The sequence below is a fragment of the Pseudoalteromonas luteoviolacea genome, from assembly GCF_001750165.1.
Taxonomy (GTDB): domain Bacteria; phylum Pseudomonadota; class Gammaproteobacteria; order Enterobacterales; family Alteromonadaceae; genus Pseudoalteromonas; species Pseudoalteromonas luteoviolacea_G.
The window spans coordinates 2,142,716-2,165,444 of the sequence record NZ_CP015411.1 but is presented as its reverse complement, the minus strand read 5'-3'; the positions used below and the strand labels follow the sequence as shown (position 1 = coordinate 2,165,444).

Genomic DNA, 22,729 nt, shown 5'->3' with positions numbered 1-22,729 from the left:
ACCAGCGGTAGAATTGAAAGAAATGCATTTAGTGGTTGGTGTTTAGTGAGTAACACTACAGGCATTTTAGCCGGTTAATAAACAACTTACGGATTGTGTTTAGCGATATGAAAAGAAATACAGCGACTGACTTGGCATGAAACGATTAAAAGAAGGAACCAAAATTTGCCATTGCATCTCAGCTAAGCTACAAGCCCCTACCATCACTTCTGCCTGCCACAAATTGGAGTCTACTTTCGTAAACGTAATCGGGATTTTCCCCATATACATAGAAACCCCTTCTATATACGCATTATTTAGGTCAATACCAGGCTGTGCTTTAACAGTAATAATGAAAGGTTCTTCGGCTCTTATATACTTACTTGACAGCCAAAATTGAGTTGTAGCGTTTACTTGGCAAGGCGCAGATTTCACACAACTTTTAGTTTTGACTGAACTTTCACTTTTTTCTGAACTTTCATGTATACTTGTAGATAGCTCTGAGCAGGACGTAAGTAAATAAATTGAAATTATCAAAGCGAATGTTGAAAAATAGCGCATAATCTAAGCTGACTGAAGTCAAAATTGTGTGCCTATGATACTACGCTTATCAAGCTTTGAGAGCCAGCCAAGGTTTATCTAAATCTCAGGTTAATTGACCGTGGTCATGAAAACTGGACGGTTTTAAACTACCTGCTGAAAACTTGATTGATGTCATGCTTTGGGGTGTTTTAGGTATCTTTTGTTTTGCAAAAAAATTATTATTTCCTTGCAAAAATAAGGGTTTCTCAGGCTCGCTTTGGCTTATTTAGCGTACGCAAAGCGGGGCTGTTGAAATATAAAAGAGGGCCTGTTTTACAGGTTAATCATTTCTAAACGCATTAACTGCAGCGGAATCCAGAAAATGAGCCAAACAGTAGCATCACAAACTGAGTACAACTACAAAGTTGTACGCCAATTCGCTATTATGACAGTGATTTGGGGCATCGTTGGCATGGGTGTAGGTGTCTTTATCGCAGCGCAACTTGCTTGGCCTGCTTTAAACTTCGACATTCCATGGTTGACTTACTCGCGACTTCGTCCGTTACATACGAACGCTGTTATATTCGCCTTTGGTACTAGTGCACTATTTGCAACGTCGTATTACGTTGTGCAACGCACGTGTCAAACGCGCCTTTTCTCCGACAAATTAGCTTCATTTACATTTTGGGGCTGGCAAGCAATTATCGTTGCAGCCGCAATCACACTGCCTTTAGGTATCACAAGCTCGAAAGAATATGCAGAGCTAGAGTGGCCTATTGATATTGCAATTGCAGTCGTTTGGGTAACTTACGCAGTCGTCTTTTTCGGCACATTGATTAACCGTAAAGTGTCTCATATTTATGTCGCAAACTGGTTCTATGCAGGATTTATCATCACTGTTGCTGTCCTGCACATCGTTAACAGTATGGCTGTACCGGTATCACTAACTAAATCATACTCTATCTACGCAGGTGCAGTAGATGCGATGGTACAATGGTGGTATGGGCACAACGCGGTAGGTTTCCTTCTAACCGCTGGATTCTTAGGTATGATGTACTATTTCGTTCCTAAGCAAGCTGGCCGTCCTGTATATTCATATAGATTATCTGTTGTGCATTTCTGGGCGCTGGTCTCACTCTACATTTGGGCCGGCCCTCACCACCTTCATTACACCGCTTTACCTGATTGGACACAGTCACTAGGTATGGTCATGTCAGTGATTTTATTTGTGCCTTCATGGGGCGGCATGATCAACGGTATTATGACGTTGTCCGGTGCATGGCATAAGCTTCGCACAGATCCTGTATTACGCTTCTTAGTCGTATCACTCTCTTTCTACGGTATGTCCACATTTGAAGGTCCAATGATGGCTATCAAGTCTGTGAATGCACTATCACATTATACAGACTGGACTGTTGGCCACGTTCACTCTGGAGCACTTGGTTGGGTTGCGATGATTTCTATTGGTGCTATTTACCATTTAATCCCTGCACTATTTGGCCATGCAAATATGTACAGCGTTAAACTTGTCAACACACATTTCTGGTTGCACACAGTAGGCGTTGTTTTATACATCGTAGCAATGTGGATATCAGGTGTAATGCAAGGCTTGATGTGGCGCGCAGTGAACTCTGATGGCACATTAATGTATAGCTTTGTTCAATCCTTAGAGGCTTCATATCCATTCTACGTGATGCGCTTCCTAGGTGGTGTGTTCATCGTAGTCGGCATGCTAGTAATGGCTTATAACGTATACCGCACTGTTACTGCAAAAAGTGGCTCACTAGCTACTGATGCAAACACACAAATGGCTTAAGAGGTATCGACTATGAGCAATAATAATTCGACAAATAAACACGAAATAGTAGAAAAGAACGTTGGTTTGATGGCGATTCTCACAGTGTTTGCGATTAGCTTCGGTGCATTGGTAGAAATAACGCCACTCATGTTCCAAGATGACACAACACAGCCAGTTGAGGGGCTACGCCCATTAACTGCACTTGAGATGGAAGGCAGAGACATTTATGTCCGCGAAGGCTGTTACAACTGTCATTCACAGATGATCCGCCCATTTAGAGACGAAGTAGAACGATATGGTCACTACTCTGTCGCTGGCGAATCAGTTTGGGACCACCCATTTCAATGGGGCTCTAAACGAACCGGACCAGATCTAGCGCGTGTTGGTGGTCGTTATTCTGACGACTGGCATTATGCGCACCTGATCGACCCTCGCTCCGTAGTTCCTGAATCAAATATGCCAGGTTACCCGTGGCTAGAAGAGAACGTACTGGATGGTAAATTAACCGCTAAGAAGCTTGAAGTCTTTAAAAACTTCGGTGTGCCTTACACCGACGAAGATATCAAGAATGCACAGCAAGCAGTTGAAGGCAAAACCGAAATGGAAGCCTTGATTGCTTACTTGCAACAGCTTGGCACACATTTGAAGTAATTTATTATGGATTACGGCACATACAGAGGCATTTTAACTCTGGTAATTTTAGTACTGTTCATTGTGATTGTTGTGTGGGCTTACAGCAAACGTACAAAAAGTCGTTTTGATGATGCTGCAAAAGCTATATTCGACGATGAAATAAAACACGACAACACAATTTCAAAAGAGGAAAAGGAGTCTGAAAAATGACTAGCTTTTGGAGTATTTGGGTCATCGTATTGACCTTAGCATGTCTGGCTCTCATTTTTGGCCTACTAATTTGGAACCTGAAAAACTACACGGGTGTAGAAGAAGGTGCTAGTTGTGGTCATGAGTTTGACGGCATCGAAGAACTAAACAACCCACTACCGAAATGGTGGACATACATGTTCTTCGCAACATTCGTTTGGTCTGTATACTACCTAGCAATGTACCCAGGTTTAGGTAACTTTGCGGGTCTACTTGGCTGGACTAGTTCAAACCAAGGTGTCACGTCGCTTGAAGAATCTAAACAAGCGGTATTGGACGCAAAAGACAAAGGACTTTGGGTTCAATTAGACAAGGAGTTTGAAGCAGCGGATGAACGCTTTGGTCCTATCTTCAAAGCGTTTGCAGAGCAAGATGTATTAACACTGGCCAAAGACTCAAACGCACTAGAGATTGGGCAAAGACTATATGCACAAAACTGTGCACAATGTCATGGTTCAGATGCTCGCGGTGGACTTGGCTTTCCTAACCTAACTGACAAAGACTGGTTATATGGTGGCAGCCCCGATCAAATCAAAGAAACCTTATTGAATGGTCGCATTGCTGCAATGCCTGGTTGGGAAGCGGCACTAGGTGAGCAAGGCGTACAAGAAATGACAGCTTATGTGCTGAGCCTTTCAGGCCGTACTGTCAATCAAAAAGATGCCGATGCCGGTAAAGCTAAGTTTGGTATGTGTGCAGCGTGTCACGGTGCCGATGGTACAGGCTCTGTAGCTCTTGGATTACCATTTGGAGCACCTGATTTGACGGACAACATCTGGTTATACGGTGGCTCTAAACGTGCCGTTGAAGAGTCAATCCGTCACGGCCGCGCAGGTGTCATGCCAGCATGGAAAGACATTTTAGGTGAAGATAAAGTGCACCTATTAACAGCCTACGTATACAGTTTATCTCAAGAGAAATAAACGTTATCTGAACGCGTAAGCCTCCTTTATTTGGAGGCTTACTTATAGTAAAAACACAAAAAGAATACATATTTAATAATCGCCGAAACAGGCACCAACAACATTGTAAAGTAGTGACTAATTATGAATCCAACTCCGTGGTATAAGAATTTTTGGCCTTGGTTTTTAATGTTTTTTCCACTTGTAACCATTATTGCATGCGTTTTTTTAGTAACTTACGCTGTTGGTAACGGTCCCGATATGGTCGTTGATGATTATTACAAAAAAGGTAAAGCCATCAACCTTGAATTGAGTAAATTCAATAAAGCGAAAGCATTGTACCTGCACGGCGATTTAATCGTTGAAAATGATCGTATTAGTTTTGACTTTACAAAAGGCGACCGCAGTAATGTGAATGCACTAAAAGTGTCGTTTTATCATCGTACCATTAAAGAATACGATTTCTCTACAACTCTACTTGCCAATGCCAGCGGCACTTTCACAGCGCTGCTGGATAATGAGCATAAAGGCGCATTTACCGTCTTTATTGAACCAATGGACGGCAGTTGGAAGATGAAAGAGAATTTGCAATTGCCAACAGATAAGCCAGTTTCTATTACACCTCAATACAAGTAATTCTTATGGCAAAAAGTTGTTTTCATTGTCTTGAAGCTGTGCCTTCTGGCTTTCAAGGTGAAGTTATTTTCGAAGGAATCGCAAACCCTGTTTGCTGTACAGGTTGCCAAGCTGTGGCAGAGACCATTCTTGCACAAGGAATGAGTGACTATTATAAATTTCGTACCGAAACAAGTGGTAGAGTCGAAGAGCTAGTACCAGAACAATTAAAAGAATTAACCAATTACGACAACCAAGATATTCAAAAAGATTTCGTATCTGAGCAAGGTAATTTAAAAGAAGTATTGCTCAGTGTTGAAGGAATAAGCTGCGCTGCGTGTGCATGGCTTATAGAAAAACAGTTGCTTGCGTTACCAGAAATTAAACGTGTGGATGTGAATACATCAACACACAGAGCAATGATCTTGTGGAATAATGAACTGACTCAACTCAGTGAAATCATCGGGGCACTTATGCAAATTGGATACAAAGCGTATCCATTCCAAGCTGATGAAGAAGCCGCACAGAAACAAGCCGCTTCAAAAGCTTATATGCGCCGCTTGGGCGTAGCCGGACTGATGACAATGCAAGTCATGATGTTCGCTTTTGCCATGTACTTTGGCATGTTTTCAGGCATGGAAGATGGGTTTGAGCAGTACTTCCGTTGGATTAGCTTGATTTTAGCCTCCCCCGTTATTCTCTATTCTGCCCTTCCATTCTTAATCAATGCGATAAAAGGCCTTAAAAGTCGGCAACTCAATATGGACCTGCCAGTATCATTGGCAATCTTTGGTGCTTATGGTGCGAGTTGTTATGCGACTGTGATGTCTGTCGGTGAGGTTTATTTTGAATCCATCTGCATGTTCACTTTCTTATTGCTACTTGGTAAGTATCTAGAGTTCAGAGCCCGCATGAAAGCGAGTGAGTTCACCGCTAATTTACAGAAACTATTGCCTCTTACCGCTCGGCGTATAGCTGGCGCAGCTGAGGAAGTCATTGCGGCCAAAAACCTACAGTTAAATGATTTAATCTTAGTTAAACCCGGCGAGACAATCCCAGCAGATGGGATTGTCGTTGAAGGCACCAGCACAGTCGACGAGTCAATGATGACAGGTGAACACCTCCCAATCAAAAAGTTTGCCAATCACCAAGTCTACGCAGGCACGCTGAACCATGATGGCGTGATCACTTTAAAAATAAACAAAGTTGGGCAGAACACTTTGCTCAATCAGATCATTAAGCTTCAACATAATGCGTTAATGAAAAGGCCTAAAATTGTTGAAGTTACCGATAAGGTCGCTCAATGGTTTGTCGCCTGCTTACTGATCTTTGCCTCTATTACAGCAATTGGTTGGTATCATGTCGAACCAGAGCATGCATTTTGGGTAACAATCGCAGTTTTAGTTGCAACCTGCCCTTGCGCTTTGAGCTTAGCTATCCCTACAGCGTTAACGTGCGCAGTTGCAACACTCACCAAAAAAGGTATTTTGATAAAAGAAGCGCATGTGTTAGAAACGGCGCCGAAAGTAAGTCGATATGCATTCGATAAAACAGGTACCCTCACTGAAGGTCGGTTCACCATTTCTGACATTACAATTCTAGATCAGCAATATGCCGAATCGATGATTTTATCTCTTGCAAGCGCACTGGAGCGTTACTCAGAGCATCCAATAGCAAAAGCTTTTGTTGACGATAACCCAAGCTTTATAGAAATACATCAAGCTCATGTTTCAACAGGGCTCGGAGTGAGCGGTGAGTTTGAAGGTAAACATATCGCAATCGGTAAACCTAGTTGGTTTGGAAGTCACGCATCTTTTGCACAGGCAACACTGTTTGTCGATAAGCACCCCATCGCCGACTTTTACCTTCAAGACAAGGTAAGAACCAGTGCACCTGAAGTCATTGAATATTTACAATCTCACAGACTAACTTGCCATATGTTAACCGGTGATAGCTCAAAAGCGGCAAGTAACTTGTCCAACGAACTAGGGTTAGATTCATACAAGCAAGCATGCGCACCAAAGGATAAACAACAAGAAGTTGAACAGTGGTCAAATAGAGGACATATTGTAGCTATGGTTGGCGATGGCGTGAATGATAGCCCGGTATTTAATAGTGCTCACCTTTCTATTGCAATGGAAACTGGCGCGGATATTTCAAAAAACACCGCAGATGTAGTACTGTTAAATAGTGATCTAAATTCACTGAAAACGCTACAGGGTGTGGCTGTAAAAACCAAGCAAATCATTAAACAAAATTTGACGATTTCGCTGCTTTATAATGGTTCTATCTTACCTTTGGCTGCACTTGGACTCGTCCCACCTTGGCTCGCTGTAATTGGTATGTCAGCAAGCTCAATTGTGGTCATTACTAACTCATTAAGGTTGCTAAAGTTATGAGTATTATTTACGTATTGATCCCTATCGCTATTTTATTTGTCGTTATCGCCATTGGGGTATTCTTTTGGGCTGTAAAAAGTGAACAGTTCTCAGATTTAAACAAGCAAGCCCATAGCATTTTATTTGAAGACGACAAAGAGCAACATAAAAAGAGTAACGATGGAAATTAGTTTTGCCAGTGCTTTTTTTATGGGCCTAATGGGAAGTGGACACTGTCTTGCAATGTGTGGTGGTATTGCATCAAGCTTGCAGCTTGCACAATCAAAACAAAAACCATTTACCGTCGCTTTTTTATACAACCTAGGTCGGCTTTTAAGTTACGCTACGGCCGGTTTATTAGTGGCTACCTTGGGAGCGTCACTCGCAAAGCAGCACACGGGATTTGGCTTAGCTTTATCTTATTTAAGTGGTGTGTTTATGTTACTTGTAGGCCTCTATATTATGCGCCTTGCAGGGACGTTAAACTGGCTAGAAAAACTGGGAAATATCATAATTTGGCAACGTCTCGTAAAGCTAAATCAACACATTTTGCCAATCGATACCAAAACCAAAGCGCTTGCTTATGGCGCTTTATGGGGGTGGCTTCCTTGTGGCCTAGTATATAGTGCGTTGATATGGAGCCTTCAAGCAACGAGCGCGCTGTATGGTGCGTTGACTATGGTCGCATTTGCTTTAGGCACTTTCCCTGCCTTACTCGTTGCGGGGCAGTCAGCTCAAATGCTCAATAAGTTTTTAAATCATACAGTGACACGGGTTGCACTGGGCAACCTCTTTGTGTGGTATGGATTTTACTTGATTATCATCACTAGTAATAAACTAGTAGATTAATCTAGTTTTCTGCTTGCGAATATTAGATAATGGCAAGTAGTACATAAGCAGTTAAAAGCAGGAGTTTTTAAAAGCTTATATGGTGAAAATTTCGAAGTACTTAACTTAAATAAAAATATTTGAGTTTTTGTTTTTGGCAATTTTTGAATTTATTTATTATGTGCGTCTAAGAGTAATGGATTAATTATGGATTTAAATAATCGCTCCAAAAGTCAGTGTACAATCAGTTGTACAAATTGCAGCATAAGCCAGCTTTGCCTGCCTTATTCCCTGAATGGTAATGAAATGGACAAGCTCGATGAAATTATCGAACGTAAAAAGCCTTTACACAAAGGGGACTTTTTATTCGAGTCTGGCTCACAACTTCAAGCAATTTATGCAGTCAGATCTGGCTCATTTAAATCTTACACCCTGTCTGAACAAGGTGATGAGCAAATAACTGGGTTTCATCTAGCAGGTGATCTAGTCGGTTTTGATGCCATCAACAAGATGCAACACCAAAGTTTTGCTCAAGCCCTTGAGACATCAATGGTGTGTGAAATCCCGTTTGAAACACTCGATGAGCTAGCTGGCAAGTTACCAAAACTTCGACAACAAATTATGCGATTGATGAGTAACGAAATCAATTATGATCAAGAAATGTTATTGTTGCTCAACAAAAAAACGGCTGAAGAAAGACTCGCAACCTTTATTTTTAACTTATCGAATCGCTTTGGTGAACGTGGTTTCTCTCGAAAAGAGTTCCGCTTTACTATGACTCGAGGTGAAATAGGCAACTACTTAGGCCTAACAGTTGAAACTATCAGCCGCCTGTTAAGTCGCTTTCAAAAAGCAGGGTTAATTAAGGTGGAAGGTAAATTTATTACCATTCTAGAGCCTGAAGGCTTAGCTGCTGCTGCAGGTATTACTGCTTGATCTAAACCAATATTTGTGCCGAATTCACTTTATACCTTGGCTATATCAGTTACACTCAAAGTATATTGATTAGCCAAGTGCCATAGGAGGCTTTTATGGACAAAATAAAGAGAATTCTCACTGTTATTGATCCCACTAAAGAGCAACAAAATAGCCTTGAACGCTCGATTAGTCTCGCCAAGAAAACCGGTGCAAAAATAACAGCATTTCTTTCAATCTATGACTTCTCGTATGAGATGACGACTATGCTCTCTAAAGATGAGCGAGAAGCAATGAGACACGCGGTCATCAAAGATCGAGAGGAATGGATTAATGTCTTTATAGAAAAGTATGCTGACCTCGATATTCGAGCAAAAGTCGTGTGGCATAACCGCCCTTATGAAGCCATTATTGAAGAAGTACTAGATGAGCAGTTTGACATGGTGATCAAGTCTACACATCAGCACGATACATTAAAGTCTGTGATATTTACACCCACTGATTGGCACCTAATACGAAAGTGCCCTGCTCCTGTACTTTTAGTAAAAGAGCACGCTTGGCCAGAGCATGGTGAAATCATCGCAGCAGTAAACTCTGTAAGCGACAGCGAACAACACCAAGAGTTAAACAAACGTATCATTAAAGACGCATTATTTATCTGTGATCTCGCCGATGCCTCTTTAAGCCTAGTCAATACTTATCCTGCGACGCCCGTCAATATTGCAATAGAAATCCCGGAGTTTAATCCATCTCAGTATAGTGAAGCGGTTAAAAAGCATCATGAGGATGAAACCTGGTCTTTAGCCAGTCAATTTAACATAGCAAGAGAGACTTGTATCATCGAAGAAGGGCTACCAGAAGATGTGATCCCTTCTGTCGCCGAGAAAAAGTCAGCTGAGCTTGTCGTTATTGGTACAGTCGGAAGAACTGGGTTAAGCGCAGCGTTAATAGGCAATACCGCGGAACATGTTATTGACAGCTTAGATTGCGACGTTTTAGCACTCAAACCTGACGGCTATAAGAGCCCACTAGAAAACTAACCCCTCTGCAGTCCGATTTTTAATATCGGACTTTTCTTAAATGTAGTAACAACATCCACCATATCTGTGCTTAAAACTTTCAAACATAAATAGATAAGCTAACGCTAAACAATACAAATAAAAACAGCTTAGAAGCTCTTAATAACTGATTGATTTCGACAATTTGTGTGGCCTATACGTTTTAAAATTTAAGGCCTGTCTGTATGACAGATCTATATATTACAGGCATTCATCAAGTTCATGACTTGCAGGCACTGCACAATACTTCCAAAAAAATAATCACAGCTCAGGTGATTTTCTTCTTTCAATATTCTGATAGTACAAAGCAAAATATGTAATTGACATAGTCCATTTGGCATATAATTTTTATAAAAAAGGGCCAAATGGCCCTTTGAGGAATAACCCAGTGCTCTACTAAAACACTAGTTTTTGTAAAAATAACTGTCTTTCGTAATTGAAATACTGCTATCTTCATTCGCGGAAATTGTAAATTGAATTGGGGTTCGCTTGCTGAGAATATCATAGCCATCAGCCGCAATCGTTACAGGCACAAGTAACATCTTACCGCCTTGTATCTCAATTTTTTGTGGGGCATTTAGTTTTGCATTACTTAAGCCACTGAAGCTCACTTTGTATTGCAGCGTTTGCTGCGTCTTATTTATAATGCTTAATGTGTATGGGTTTTCGACTAACCCTTCGTAATTAACCCGATAAAGCGCATTACGATCACGAATAACTGATGCTTCAATGGGCGTGCGATTAAATGCCCAAATAGCCATGGTTACGAGTATAACCGCAAATAGTCCTGCATAGCCGACAAGTTTAAGCCTCAAAGGGCTTGAGGTTTTTCCAGCTGTTTGATTTTCACTAACATACTGTATTAATCCTGTTTGATAACCAAACTTAGACATGGTGTCATCACACGCATCTATACATAACCCACAATTGATGCATTCATATTGAAGACCATTCCGTATATCTATGCCCGCAGGGCACACTTCAACACACAAGTTACAGTCTACACAATCTCCAAGCCCTTGCGCTTTATGATCAGATTTTCGCTTCCTTGGACCACGACTTTCTCCGCGCGATGTATCATAAGTTACAAGTAAGGTGTCTTTATCAAACATCACTGATTGAAAGCGTGAATATGGGCAAGCCACATTGCACATCTTTTCTCTTAAAAAACCGGCATTTCCATAAGTACAAAAAGCAAATAGAAACACCCAAAAACTTACTAAACCAGACCACTCTAGCGTGAACATTTCTATATATAAAGTTTTTGCTGGCACAAAATAGGCCATAAAAGAGGTCGCGGTAAATAAAGAGATCAATAACCAAATCGCATGCTTAACTGTTTTTCGAAACGCTTTTTGGGTAGTCCAATTGGACTTATCAAGTTTAACTCTCTGATTTCGAGTCCCCTCTACTCGATGTTCAACCCAAGTAAACATTAACATCCAAATTGTTTGAGGGCAGGTATAGCCACACCATACTCGGCCTAGCCAATTGGTGACAAAAAACAAACCAAATGCGCCTGCCATAAATACCCAGGCTAAAATCATAAAGTCATGAGGTAAAAATGTTTGGCCAAATATTCTAAATTGCTGACTAGCAACATCTAAAAGTACCGCTTGTTGGTCCTTGTATGGGATCCAAGGAATGGCAATAAATATCAACATCAAAATCCAACCGAGGTTACGGCGGATTGACTGAAAGAACCCCTTTTGCTCTCGAATATATATCGGCCCTTCTTGTTTATAGGGCTTAATGATCATATCCTCTTCTTTAATATCAAACTTCATATTACTTGCTTACGGTAAGTGGAACACGATTATTAGTTTGCAACTTTCAGACCAAACTGAAAGATATATAAACCATTGATATATAAAAAATATTTATAAAAGCACCTTCTCACTAAACGTGATATTTCACGAACCCTCATTAAATATCACGTTTTTTATCAATCCCTAACTTTTTCATCTTAGAGCGCAGTGTACTTTCATTTAATCCAAGCTTTTCAGCGGCACCGTGCGCACCTGAAATTTTCCAACCGCTCATCTCTAACACTTTAATAATATGGAGCTTTTGAACTTCATCCAAACGAACTGCTGTCTCACCTTTAATGGCAACATTCTCATCTATGTGTAAAGGCTGTGACAAATGCAATGTGTAACCGCTTGCTAAAATCGCTTCACGCTCCAAAATATTCTGAAGCTCTCTGATATTACCGGGCCAATCATAGGACTCTAATTTGATTAAAGATGCTTTCGCTATCCCCTTGATTTGCTTGCCTAACCGAACATTAAGCTTATTAATCATGTTGGCACACAGCATAGGTAAATCTTCTGCTCTTTCACGAAGCGGAGGCACTTTAATAGGGAATACATTTAATCGATAATATAAGTCCATCCTAAACGCTCCCTCTTCCACCATTTGCCACAGGTCTCTGTTTGTTGCTGCAATTACTCGTATATTAACGGATATGGTTTTTGTTCCACCGACACGCTCAAACTCTTGCTCTTGTAGTACACGTAGTAGCTTGCTTTGCGCCTCCTGAGGTAGCTCACCAATTTCATCTAAAAACAAGGTACCATTGTGTGCAAGCTCAAAACGCCCTTTTCTCTTATCATGCGCACCTGTAAACGCGCCTTTTTCATGACCAAATAATTCTGACTCTAACAAGCTTGGCGAAAATGCAGCACAATTCACACGTACAAAAGGCATTTTTGAGCGACCACTTAAGGCGTGTAGGTTTCGTGCAACTAGCTCTTTACCTGTACCATTTTCACCTAAAACAAGCACTGTACTGTCAGTTGTACTAACTAACTTGATTTGCTCAAGCATACGGTTGAAAACATGGCTTTGGCCCACCAAACCAGAACCTTGCCAATTTTGATTAATTTCGGACAACAGATAGCTATTTTCGTCTTTTAATTGCTCTGATAAAGATTGCACTTGCTTGAGCGCATCACGAAGTGCTTGCTCTGTTTCCTCTTGCTGTGAAATATCGCGAAATATCGCAACAGCCCCTATCACTTGACCATCTCGATATACAGGTGTCGACGTATACTCAACCGGAAAGCAACTCCCATCTTTACGCCAAAAAACCTCTCCTTTCACATAACGCGTTTCACCATCAAACATGGTTTTATAAATTTGGCATTCATCGGCTGGGTATTCGCTACCATCTGGGTGGCTATGATGGTGATACTGATGGATCTTCTTTCCAAGTAATTCTTCTGCTCCCCATCCTGTCATTTTTTCTGCTGCAGGGTTAATAAAAACAGCATTACCAGACAAGTCAAAGCCATATATCCCTTCGCCGACGGCATTGAGTAAAAGTTTTGGATCATTCAAAAAATGCTTAATAACAGATGACATCATCAATCCTCGTGATATTTCACGATTGATAGTACGCCAATCTGTTTTATCTAGCGAGAGTTGTTCATTGAAAGGATGATCTTGGTCAAAAATGGGATTTATTCTGCGTAAGAAATAAAAAAGCCCAGTTACAATGAACTGGGCTTTTGATCTTTAGGTTAGACTAATTAGACGTATTCAACTTCGATGATTTCGTATTCAACAGTACCGTTTGGAGTTTGAATATTAACTGAATCATCTAGCTCTTTGCCGACTAAGCCACGAGCAATTGGTGAATTGACAGAAATTAAATTGTTTTTAATGTCTGCTTCGTCGTCGCCAACAATTTTATAAGTTACTTCTTCATCAGTATCTACATTAACAATCGTTACTGTACTACCAAAAATAACCTTGCCATTATTGGCCATCTTTGTGACGTCAATTACTTGAGAAGTCGATAGTTTAGCTTCGATTTCTTGAATTCGCCCTTCACAAAAACCCTGCTGTTCACGCGCAGCATGATACTCAGCGTTTTCTTTTAAGTCACCGTGTTCACGCGCTTCGGCGATGTCAGCAACAATTTGGGGGCGAACCACTTTTTTCAGATGGTTCAGTTCTTCACGAAGCAACTCTTCGCCTCGTACAGTCATCGGAATTGATTGCATAAGTCTCTCACTTACCACCAAGGCCAAAGGCCTTGGCTTATATCCATTAGTTCAATCGCTGGTGTAATTCTTGTACAGAGTTTACAGAGCTTCTGTCATCTGCGGCATGCGCAGTACAGTTTGCAAACGCTGCATTTAGCGTGGTGGTGTAGTTAGTCTTATGCTGAAGTGCACCACGACGTAACACCTTCGAATCTTCAATCGCTTGGCGACCTTCAGTAGTATTTACGATGTAGCTGTACTCACCATTCTTGATACGGTCAAGAATATGAGGACGACCTTCAAATACCTTGTTCACGCGGCGAACTTCAATGCCAGCTTCTTCTAGTGCTTTAGCTGTACCGTTCGTTGCATCAAGCTCAAAACCGATAGCTTTCATCGTTTTAGCAAGCTCAACAACGCGTGACTTGTCGCTGTTACGGACAGATAGTAACGCGCGACCGCCACGTGGTAAAGCGTTTGATGCACCTAATTGAGCTTTTGCGAATGCTTCGGCGAAGTTTTCACCAACACCCATGACTTCACCCGTTGAACGCATCTCTGGACCACGGATTGGGTCAACACCTAAGAACTTAGCAAAAGGAAGTACAACTTCTTTCACGCTGTAATAAGGAGGAATAACTTCTTTCGTTACGCCTTGGCTTTCTAGTGATTGGCCAACCATACAACGTGCAGCTACTTTCGCAAGTGCAACACCTGTTGCTTTAGAAACAAATGGTACTGTACGCGCTGCACGAGGGTTAACCTCGATAAGGTATACTTTGCCATCTTTCACAGCAAACTGAGTATTCATTAGACCGACAACACCAAGCTCTAGCGCCATGTCACGTACTTGCTTGCGCATAACGTCTTGAATATCTTGCGATAGAGAGTGTGCTGGTAATGAACATGCTGAGTCACCTGAGTGAACACCCGCCTGCTCGATGTGCTCCATGATACCGCCGATGATCACGTTTTCACCATCACAGATAGCATCAACGTCAACTTCGATTGCATCATCTAGGAAGCGGTCAAGAAGAACTGGTGCTTCGTTAGATACAGATACCGCCTCAGTCATGTAACGACGTAAGTCATCTTCGTCATATACGATTTCCATCGCACGACCACCTAGTACGTATGATGGACGAACAACTAATGGGAAACCGATTTCTTGAGACTTAGCAACCGCTTCTTCTAATGAAGTGACTGTCGCGTTCTCAGGCTGAAGAAGGTCAAGACGTTCAACAAGTTGCTGGAAACGCTCACGGTCTTCTGCACGGTCGATTGCATCTGGAGAGGTACCAATTACCGGCACACCATTCGCTTCAAGGTCACGCGCTAATTTCAGTGGTGTTTGACCACCGTACTGAACGATAACGCCTTTTGGCTTCTCAACGCGTACAATTTCTAGCACGTCTTCAAGTGTAATTGGCTCGAAGAATAGACGATCTGATGTATCATAGTCTGTAGAAACTGTCTCAGGGTTACAGTTAACCATGATAGTTTCGTAACCATCTTCACGCATTGCAAGCGCTGCGTGTACACAACAGTAATCGAATTCGATACCTTGACCGATACGGTTAGGGCCACCGCCGATAACCATGATCTTGTCTTTGTCAGATGGCGCTGCTTCACACTCTTCGTCATATGTAGAGTACATGTACGCTGTGTCTGAGCTGAATTCTGCTGCACAAGTATCAACACGCTTGTAAACAGGTAGGATTTCTAACTGATGACGCTTCTTACGGATTTCTTTTTCAGACACACCTGCAATTTCAGCAATGCGCGAATCAGCAAAACCCTTACGCTTAAGGCGACGTAAGAAATCTTTGTTAAGACCGGCAAGACCTGCTTCTGCAATTTGAGCTTCATCTTTAATGATGTCTTCAATCTGAACTAAGTACCAAGGGTCAATCTTAGTTAGCTCGAATACATCTTCAACACTCATACCGTGACGCATTGCATCTGCAATGTACCAAATACGCTCTGCACCTGGCTCGCGTAGCTCACGGATGATGGTTTCTTTTGCTTTAGGGTCATCAAGTGCAACGATTGGGTTGAAACCTGTTGCGCCCACTTCTAGACCACGAAGTGCTTTATGAAGAGACTCTTGTTGGTTACGGCCAATCGCCATAACCTCACCAACAGACTTCATCTGAGTCGTTAGACGGTCATTTGCGCCAGCGAACTTTTCAAAGTTAAAACGAGGGATCTTAGTCACAACGTAGTCAATTGAAGGCTCAAATGATGCTGGTGTCGCGCCACCAGTGATGTCATTTTGAAGCTCATCAAGCGTGTAACCTACAGCCAGTTTTGCTGCGATTTTCGCGATTGGGAAACCCGTCGCTTTTGAGGCTAGTGCAGATGAACGAGATACACGTGGGTTCATCTCAATGATAACCATACGGCCATCTTTTGGATTTACACCAAACTGAACGTTTGAACCACCTGTTTCAACACCAATCTCACGCAATACCGCCATCGAAGCGTTACGCATTAACTGATACTCTTTATCAGTCAGTGTCTGTGCCGGTGCAACTGTGATTGAGTCACCCGTGTGAACACCCATTGGATCAAAGTTTTCGATAGAACATACAATGATACAGTTGTCGTTTTTGTCACGAACAACTTCCATTTCGTACTCTTTCCAACCAAGTAAGCTCTCATCAATTAGAAGCTCATTCGTAGGTGAAAGGTCTAGACCACGTGTACAGATTTCTTCAAACTCTTCCATGTTATAAGCAACACCACCACCGGTACCACCCATTGTGAAAGAAGGACGAATAATACATGGGAAACCAATACGCGTTAATACGTCTTTTGCCTCATCCATTGAGTGTGCGATCTCTGCTCGAGGACACTCAAGGCCAATGTTTTTCATCGCGATGTCGAAACGCTCACGGTTTTCTGCTTTGTCGATTGCATCCGCAGTTGCACCAATCAGCTCAACGTCGTGTTTAGCCAGCACACCGTGCTTGTCTAAATCAAGCGCACAGTTTAGTGCTGTTTGACCACCCATTGTAGGAAGAACCGCATCTGGCTTTTCTTTTTCGATGATTTTTTCAACAACTTCCCAGTGAATTGGCTCGATGTACGTTGCATCAGCCATTTCTGGATCAGTCATAATGGTTGCAGGGTTCGAGTTTACAAGAATGACTCGATAACCTTCTTCTCTAAGCGCTTTACAGGCCTGAGCACCAGAGTAGTCAAATTCACATGCTTGGCCGATAACAATTGGGCCTGCGCCCAAGATTAGAATGCTTTTTATGTCGGTACGTTTTGGCATTGTTACTCCAGTAATAAATTAGGCTTTGCGTGCTTGCATTAATTCAATGAAGTGGTCAAACAACGGCGCTGCGTCGTGTGGACCTGGGCTTGCTTCAGGGTGACCTTGGAAACTGAAAGCTGGCTTATCAGTGCGGTGAATACCCTGTAACGTACCGTCGAATAATGACTTGTGCGTTGCACGAAGATTGTCAGGTAAGCTTTGCTCATCAGCAGCGAAACCATGGTTTTGCGCTGTGATCATCACTACGTCACGGTCTAGATCTTTAACCGGGTGGTTACCACCGTGGTGACCGAACTTCATTTTTACTGTTTTTGCACCAGATGCTAATGCCAGTAATTGGTGACCAAGACAAATACCAAAAATTGGAGTGTCTGTTTCAAGGAAAGACTTGATAGCATCGATTGCATAAGTACATGGCTCTGGATCACCAGGTCCATTTGAAAGGAAGATGCCGTCTGGGTTTAATGCCAGTACTTCTGCAGCGGAGGTTTCTGCAGGAACAACCGTTAGCTTACAGCCACGGTCAACTAGCATACGTAAGATATTTTTCTTTACACCAAAATCGTATGCAACAACATGGAACTGCTCTTCACCTTGCTCAAGCGTTTTAAAGCCTTCGCCTAGTGTCCAGCTACCTTCATTCCAAGGGAAAGAAGATTCTGTTGTTACAACTTTTGCTAAATCCATTCCTTTTAGGCCAGGGAATGCCTTAGCCGCTTCAAGCGCCTTTTGCTCGTCAACGTCATCACCTGCGATGATACAGCCGTTTTGAGCTCCCTTATCACGTAGGATACGCGTCAGCTTACGCGTATCGATATCCGCTATCCCTAAAATATTACGTTCTTTCAAATAATCACTTAACGATTGTTCGTTACGGAAATTACTTGCTAGTAATGGTAAGTCACGAATCACAAGGCCTTTAGCCCAGATTTTGTCCGCTTCTTCGTCTTCACTGTTGGTACCAGTGTTTCCGATGTGCGGGTAAGTTAAGGTGACAATTTGTTCCGCGTAAGACGGATCTGTCAAGATTTCTTGATATCCTGTCATAGACGTATTGAATACTACCTCACCAACAGAAATACCGTCGGCGCCGATGGCAGTACCGCGAAACACCGTACCGTCTTCAAGGACTAACAGAGCGGATTTAGTCAAGTTAACCTCCATAGATATAAAAAAACGGGATAAGCAAACACGCTTTTTTCCCGTCTACAAAGCGCTTGGTAACACGCAGTAATTAAATTTTGGCAAATTCGTTACAGTCTACAGCACTTTCTGGGATTCGTCTAATGATTAGAGTAAAAAACTTGAAAATAAGCACTTAAAAGTCATTTTCAAGTGAAACCGCCAAAAAAATAAACAAACTACTTCAAACCTAGGACATCTTGCATGTCATAAAGTCCTGCTGGTTTGTTTTTCAACCACTGTGCAGCCCTTACTGCACCTGATGCAAACGTTAACCTTGATGCCGCTTTGTGGGTTAATTCAAGCCTTTCACCCATGGTTGCAAAGTAAGCTGTATGTTCACCAACTATGTCACCTGCTCGGAGGACTGAATAGCCAATTTCATCTTGACTTTTCGCTTCATGAACATTAGTGCGGTCATACCTCGCGACAGTGTCATGATCCCACCCTTTCGCTTCTGCAATCGCTTCCCCGATTGCCAACGCAGTGCCTGACGGTGCATCAATCTTATTTCTGTGGTGGGCTTCAAATATTTCAATGTCCATTTCATCAGCAAGCTTGGTTGCTGCCGTTTGCACCAAGTTTAATAAAAGGTTTACGCCGACACTAAAATTGCGCGCAAATACAATGGGGATGTGCTTACTGGCTTCTTGTAACTGTGCCATCTCTTGATCAGATAGACCGGTTGTACCAATCACCATGGGGATTTTTTTACTTACTGCCGTTTTTAGGTGAGACAACATACCTTCAGGTAACGTAAAGTCGATTAACACACCAGCTTGCAGGTCTTCACTGTTTTCGGCGCTAAATTTAAGCGCTGATGTGTGCACAGGTTGCAGTGCCTTGACTTGCGTATCCAGATATTGCGAGCTTTCTCTCACAAATGCGCCAGCTAGTTCAACCTCTTTTTCAATTTCTACCGCTTCAATCAGTGCCTGTCCCATTCTGCCGTTTGCACCAAATACACCTATTTTTGTCATTACTTTCTCATTCCTAATTTTTATCTACGCTTCAGATGGGTAGACGATAATCAATTCGCCCTCTTCATTCTATATGCGCATTTTCTTCTAGCACTTAATCGAGTAAACAACTCATTGTCACATGCTTGTACCGGCCTAGAGTTTAGCGTATCTCTATGCCATAGTCAGTTATTCAATAATTATAATAAAGACCATAGACTTTAGACGTCTAAACATTTAAACTTCCACCTTCGCCGATTTAATTATTGCGGGCGTAGAAGTTTAAATACAGCTAATAATAGCCCTGTTGGCTGTGGTTATGTCTACTTACACTGCAACTTAAGTAGATACTGTTTTTTGGGGAGTGCTATGCAGCCATCTTTTGACAACACACGTGCAAAGTTATCTTTGTTACCTTTACTTACCTTTGTTGCCCTATTTCTAGGCGCAGGTTTATACCTACAATCACAAGGCGTTGACTATGCCTTTTACCAATTACCCGCACCGGTGGCTATTTTGCCAGCGATCGTGCTTGCTTTTTGGTTAAATAAAACGTCAATCAATCAAAGCGTTGAAACTTTCATTAAAGGCGCTGGACACAGTAATATCATCACCATGTGCCTTATCTACTTGCTAGCTGGTTCTTTCTCGGCAGTCGCAGGAGCCACAGGTGGTGTTGATGCGGTTGTAAACGCGGGTCTATCACTAATTCCACCGGCATTTTTACTGCCAGGCTTATTTTTAATTGCTGCAGTTGTATCGACTGCCATGGGTACATCTATGGGGACTATTGGTGCAATAGGCCCGATTGCCTACGCTGTATCTATAAAAACAGGTATTGACCCAGCCCTGATGGCCGGCACAATCGTCTCTGGTGCGATGTTTGGTGACAACTTATCTATTATTTCGGATACCACAATCGCAGCGACACGTACGCAAGGTTGTGAAATGAAAGACAAGTTTAAAGAGAATTTAAAAATTGCTTTACCTGCGGCCTTCTTCACTGTGCTGCTTTTGGTATTCTTGACCCCTGAGCCTCAAGCTGTTGAAACTAAAGATTTCGATTGGTTATTGGTGCTACCTTATGCATTTATTCTAGTTCTTGCCGTCATGGGCTTGAATGTATTCGCTGTGCTCTTTAGCGGAATCATTTTTGCGGCTGCAGTTGGCTTTGCCGGTGATTATGAAGGCGGCGCATTCGTTAAAGACGTATATAAAGGCTTCACTGATATGCAGGAGATCTTTTTACTATCGATGTTTATTGGTGGCCTGTCTGAGTTTATTCGTATTAATGGCGGCTTAGAGTACATAGCAACTAAAATCCATAAAATCACGTCTAAGCTTGGCAAATTGAACAGTAAAGTTGCTGATCAACTTGGTATTGCCGCCTTGGTTATGACTAGCAATATGTGTATTGCAAACAACACGGTAAGTATTATCGTTGCAGGACCTGTTGCTAAAAAATTAGCGGACGATAGTGATATATCACCAAAGCGTTCAGCAAGTTTATTAGATATCTTCGCGTGTGTAATGCAAGGCTCTTTGCCATATGGCGCACAAGCATTATTGCTAGGCGCGACTTTCAGCATCAGTCCTTGGGATGTGTCTACATCTTCATTCTATTGCTTTATTTTAGCTTTCACTGCGGTTGCTGTGATTATTTTACGCCGTAATAAAGCCTAACTTGATCTGTGCACCTGTTTTTCGGGTGCACATAACCTCCTGAATTAATATATAATTACAAAGTTCCTCAACTTTTAAGATATATTAATGAACAAAAAAATCTCTCTGGCACTATCCACTGCCCTCACTTGCATCGCTTCTTCGACGTATGCTGCAGATTGGAGCAATACGCAGCTCCATATCAATCATGGGAAGTTTAAAAACCCTTTTACAAAAAATGAGGCAAATACTACTGTATATTCATTGCAGCACAGCTCTGGTTATCAATATGGAGATAACTTTTTCTTTATAGACTATCTTGTCGATGATCTAGATGATAATTATCAAGATAGAGACTTTTATGGAGAGTGGTACTCAACATTTAGCCTGTCAAAAACAGCTGGATTTGAATTTAAAAATAATGCGATAAAAGACATAGGGTTAGTTGCTGGCTTTAATATGGCTGGCGACTCTAAAGTAATGAAATACTTGCCTGGTGTAAAAATCTCTTGGAACGCTGAAGGCTTTAGCTTTTTATCAACCTTATTTACAGCTTATATTGACGACAACGAGGGCGTAGCCAGAGGTGGTGCACCTGCGGAATCAAACAGCTGGATGATAGATATAGCTTGGGGATACCCTTTTAGTATCGGCAATCAAAAATTTGAAGTGACCGGGCATGTTGAATATATCGCCCAAAGAGAAAATGAGCTAGGTTTTGACGTTAAAGGCTGGCTACTGGCTCAACCTATCATTCGATGGGATTTGGGTCACGCACTTGAAATGCCAGAAAGCCAACTGTATTTGGGATTAGAGTGGCAATATTGGCGAAATAAGTTAGGCACTGACACCAATGAATCAGTACCTCAAGTACACGTCGCTTGGACATTTTAACTAGGTTAATCACACCGAGGCGCTAATCAGTGCCTCTTGAACCGCTTAAATTTCACTCTCTTGAGCATTACTGCACTTCTCATCTAAAGTAAGCATATAAAATAAGAATAATGTATTAAAGTCTTTCATTCTTCTGCCGATAATAGTACGTATTTTAAGTAGTGGTGTTTTATAGGTACTTTATTGCCAAGGATTTTATGATGAACTTTTTACATGAAGTAAGTGTGGCTTATGGCCATAAACTAGCGACAGACCTTCAGGAAAGGGCCGCCAAAAGAGAGCAAGAAACCTTAGAGGTAGAAAATAATACTTCCGATGTGGAAAGTAAAGATGGCGATTCCACAAATAAAACAGATAAAGCTTCAGAGTTAGAGGGCACCCATAAACTCTCAGACAAAGAAAAGGAAAAGCTTTCTGGCCGAGAAGCGAAAGAAAAAGCCGAAGATAAGTACGGCGACATTCCCGATCATATCCGTCGAATGTTAGAACGTTTAGAAGAAATGAAAGAAGAGCTAGACCTAGTTAAACAAGAAGTCGCTGAGCTCAGCGCCAAAACTGACCACAATGACGAAGCACAAAAAGCCTATTTCGATTCGAGAAACCAGTATTTCATGCAATTACAAATCCACTACTTCGACATGATAGAGAGCGTAAAAGATGCAATGAAAGAAGCCGGCATTACCGACATGAGTATCTTGATAAAGGCCATTGCATAGATGGCCAAAAAGTAAAATTAAACGTGTTAATTACAGTTAAAAATAGACTAATGAGCTAAATCAAACACACTCAAGATAATTACCCTCACGAATTCCCGCATTGGTCTTCAAAAACTATCGAACTCTTATCTCCTACCAATGACATCCCCCCCCCTCTAATC

General features: G+C 41.8%; 21 protein-coding genes. 14 read left to right on the top strand and 7 right to left on the bottom strand.

All coding sequences use genetic code 11. From position 1 onward, the window contains the following. Positions 1-99: 99 nt before the first annotated feature. Positions 100-414, bottom strand: a complete 315-nt coding sequence (locus tag S4054249_RS09215; protein WP_145925002.1) for a hypothetical protein — start codon at positions 412-414, stop codon at positions 100-102. 469 nt (positions 415-883) lie between these two features. Between S4054249_RS09215 and ccoN the strand changes: the two genes are divergently transcribed. The 11 genes from ccoN (at position 884) to S4054249_RS27145 (ending at position 10,197) form a co-directional block, all read left to right on the top strand. Then, positions 884-2,317, top strand: coding sequence for a cytochrome-c oxidase, cbb3-type subunit I (ccoN, locus tag S4054249_RS09210; RefSeq protein WP_046355369.1), 1,434 nt, complete (start codon positions 884-886; stop codon positions 2,315-2,317). 12 nt (positions 2,318-2,329) lie between these two features. Continuing rightward, positions 2,330-2,950, top strand: a complete 621-nt coding sequence (gene ccoO, locus S4054249_RS09205) for a cytochrome-c oxidase, cbb3-type subunit II (protein WP_046355370.1) — start codon at positions 2,330-2,332, stop codon at positions 2,948-2,950. Positions 2,951-2,956: 6 nt separating this feature from the next. Then, positions 2,957-3,142, top strand: a complete 186-nt coding sequence (locus S4054249_RS09200; protein WP_046355371.1) for a cbb3-type cytochrome oxidase subunit 3 — start codon at positions 2,957-2,959, stop codon at positions 3,140-3,142. Further along, on the top strand, positions 3,139-4,104 hold the full coding sequence (ccoP, locus tag S4054249_RS09195; RefSeq protein WP_046355372.1) for a cytochrome-c oxidase, cbb3-type subunit III: 966 nt from the start codon (positions 3,139-3,141) through the stop codon (positions 4,102-4,104). Before S4054249_RS09200 ends, ccoP begins: the two co-directional genes overlap by 4 nt. A 123-nt stretch (positions 4,105-4,227) precedes the next feature. Beyond that, the gene (locus S4054249_RS09190) at positions 4,228-4,719 is read left to right on the top strand and encodes a FixH family protein (protein ID WP_046355373.1); all 492 of its coding nucleotides are present in this window, start codon (positions 4,228-4,230) and stop codon (positions 4,717-4,719) included. Positions 4,720-4,724: 5 nt separating this feature from the next. Next, positions 4,725-7,097 carry a heavy metal translocating P-type ATPase gene (locus tag S4054249_RS09185; protein ID WP_046355374.1) on the top strand — a complete coding sequence of 791 codons (2,373 nt, stop codon included), beginning with the start codon at positions 4,725-4,727 and terminating at the stop codon, positions 7,095-7,097. After that, positions 7,094-7,267 (top strand): cbb3-type cytochrome oxidase assembly protein CcoS, encoded by a 174-nt coding sequence (gene ccoS, locus S4054249_RS09180; RefSeq protein ID WP_039609023.1) that lies wholly within the window; start codon positions 7,094-7,096, stop codon positions 7,265-7,267. The genes S4054249_RS09185 and ccoS overlap by 4 nt, the downstream gene beginning before the upstream one ends. Continuing rightward, the gene (locus S4054249_RS09175; protein WP_046355375.1) at positions 7,257-7,925 is read left to right on the top strand and encodes a sulfite exporter TauE/SafE family protein; all 669 of its coding nucleotides are present in this window, start codon (positions 7,257-7,259) and stop codon (positions 7,923-7,925) included. The genes ccoS and S4054249_RS09175 overlap by 11 nt, the downstream gene beginning before the upstream one ends. Before the next feature lie 186 nt (positions 7,926-8,111). After that, entirely contained in the window at positions 8,112-8,840 is a 729-nt protein-coding gene (locus S4054249_RS09170; RefSeq protein WP_039609025.1) for an FNR family transcription factor, read from the top strand. Positions 8,841-8,935: 95 nt separating this feature from the next. After that, positions 8,936-9,859 carry a universal stress protein UspE gene (uspE, locus tag S4054249_RS09165; protein WP_046355376.1) on the top strand — a complete coding sequence of 308 codons (924 nt, stop codon included), beginning with the start codon at positions 8,936-8,938 and terminating at the stop codon, positions 9,857-9,859. Between the two features lie 203 nt (positions 9,860-10,062). After that, positions 10,063-10,197: a hypothetical protein gene (locus S4054249_RS27145; protein WP_256370552.1), complete on the top strand. Its 135-nt coding sequence runs from the start codon at positions 10,063-10,065 to the stop codon at positions 10,195-10,197. Positions 10,198-10,281: 84 nt separating this feature from the next. Here S4054249_RS27145 and ccoG read toward each other — a convergent pair whose 3' ends face one another. The 6 genes from ccoG to dapB all read right to left on the bottom strand — a co-directional run bounded on the left by ccoG (position 10,282) and on the right by dapB (position 19,317). Further along, the gene (gene ccoG / locus S4054249_RS09160) at positions 10,282-11,664 is read right to left on the bottom strand and encodes a cytochrome c oxidase accessory protein CcoG (protein ID WP_046355377.1); all 1,383 of its coding nucleotides are present in this window, start codon (positions 11,662-11,664) and stop codon (positions 10,282-10,284) included. Between the two features lie 139 nt (positions 11,665-11,803). Continuing rightward, the gene (locus tag S4054249_RS09155; RefSeq protein WP_046355378.1) at positions 11,804-13,243 is read right to left on the bottom strand and encodes a sigma-54 interaction domain-containing protein; all 1,440 of its coding nucleotides are present in this window, start codon (positions 13,241-13,243) and stop codon (positions 11,804-11,806) included. 167 nt (positions 13,244-13,410) lie between these two features. Continuing rightward, positions 13,411-13,887, bottom strand: a complete 477-nt coding sequence (gene greA / locus S4054249_RS09150) for a transcription elongation factor GreA (protein ID WP_039609029.1) — start codon at positions 13,885-13,887, stop codon at positions 13,411-13,413. Positions 13,888-13,933: 46 nt separating this feature from the next. Next, the gene (gene carB / locus S4054249_RS09145; RefSeq protein ID WP_046355379.1) at positions 13,934-17,152 is read right to left on the bottom strand and encodes a carbamoyl-phosphate synthase large subunit; all 3,219 of its coding nucleotides are present in this window, start codon (positions 17,150-17,152) and stop codon (positions 13,934-13,936) included. Between the two features lie 18 nt (positions 17,153-17,170). Further along, a complete protein-coding gene (gene carA, locus S4054249_RS09140) occupies positions 17,171-18,307 on the bottom strand; it encodes a glutamine-hydrolyzing carbamoyl-phosphate synthase small subunit (RefSeq protein WP_039609524.1) in 1,137 nt (378 codons plus the stop codon). Between the two features lie 209 nt (positions 18,308-18,516). Beyond that, positions 18,517-19,317 (bottom strand): 4-hydroxy-tetrahydrodipicolinate reductase, encoded by an 801-nt coding sequence (dapB, locus tag S4054249_RS09135; RefSeq protein WP_046355380.1) that lies wholly within the window; start codon positions 19,315-19,317, stop codon positions 18,517-18,519. A 348-nt stretch (positions 19,318-19,665) separates the two neighbouring features. On the opposite strand from dapB, the gene S4054249_RS09130 reads away from it, so the two are divergent. The 3 genes from S4054249_RS09130 to S4054249_RS09120 all read left to right on the top strand — a co-directional run bounded on the left by S4054249_RS09130 (position 19,666) and on the right by S4054249_RS09120 (position 22,568). Beyond that, a complete protein-coding gene (locus tag S4054249_RS09130) occupies positions 19,666-20,979 on the top strand; it encodes a Na+/H+ antiporter NhaC family protein (protein WP_046355381.1) in 1,314 nt (437 codons plus the stop codon). An 87-nt stretch (positions 20,980-21,066) separates the two neighbouring features. After that, the gene (locus tag S4054249_RS09125) at positions 21,067-21,852 is read left to right on the top strand and encodes a nucleoside-binding outer membrane protein (protein ID WP_046355382.1); all 786 of its coding nucleotides are present in this window, start codon (positions 21,067-21,069) and stop codon (positions 21,850-21,852) included. A 197-nt stretch (positions 21,853-22,049) separates the two neighbouring features. Then, entirely contained in the window at positions 22,050-22,568 is a 519-nt protein-coding gene (locus S4054249_RS09120; protein ID WP_145925001.1) for a hypothetical protein, read from the top strand. The last annotated feature ends 161 nt before the right edge of the window (positions 22,569-22,729 follow it).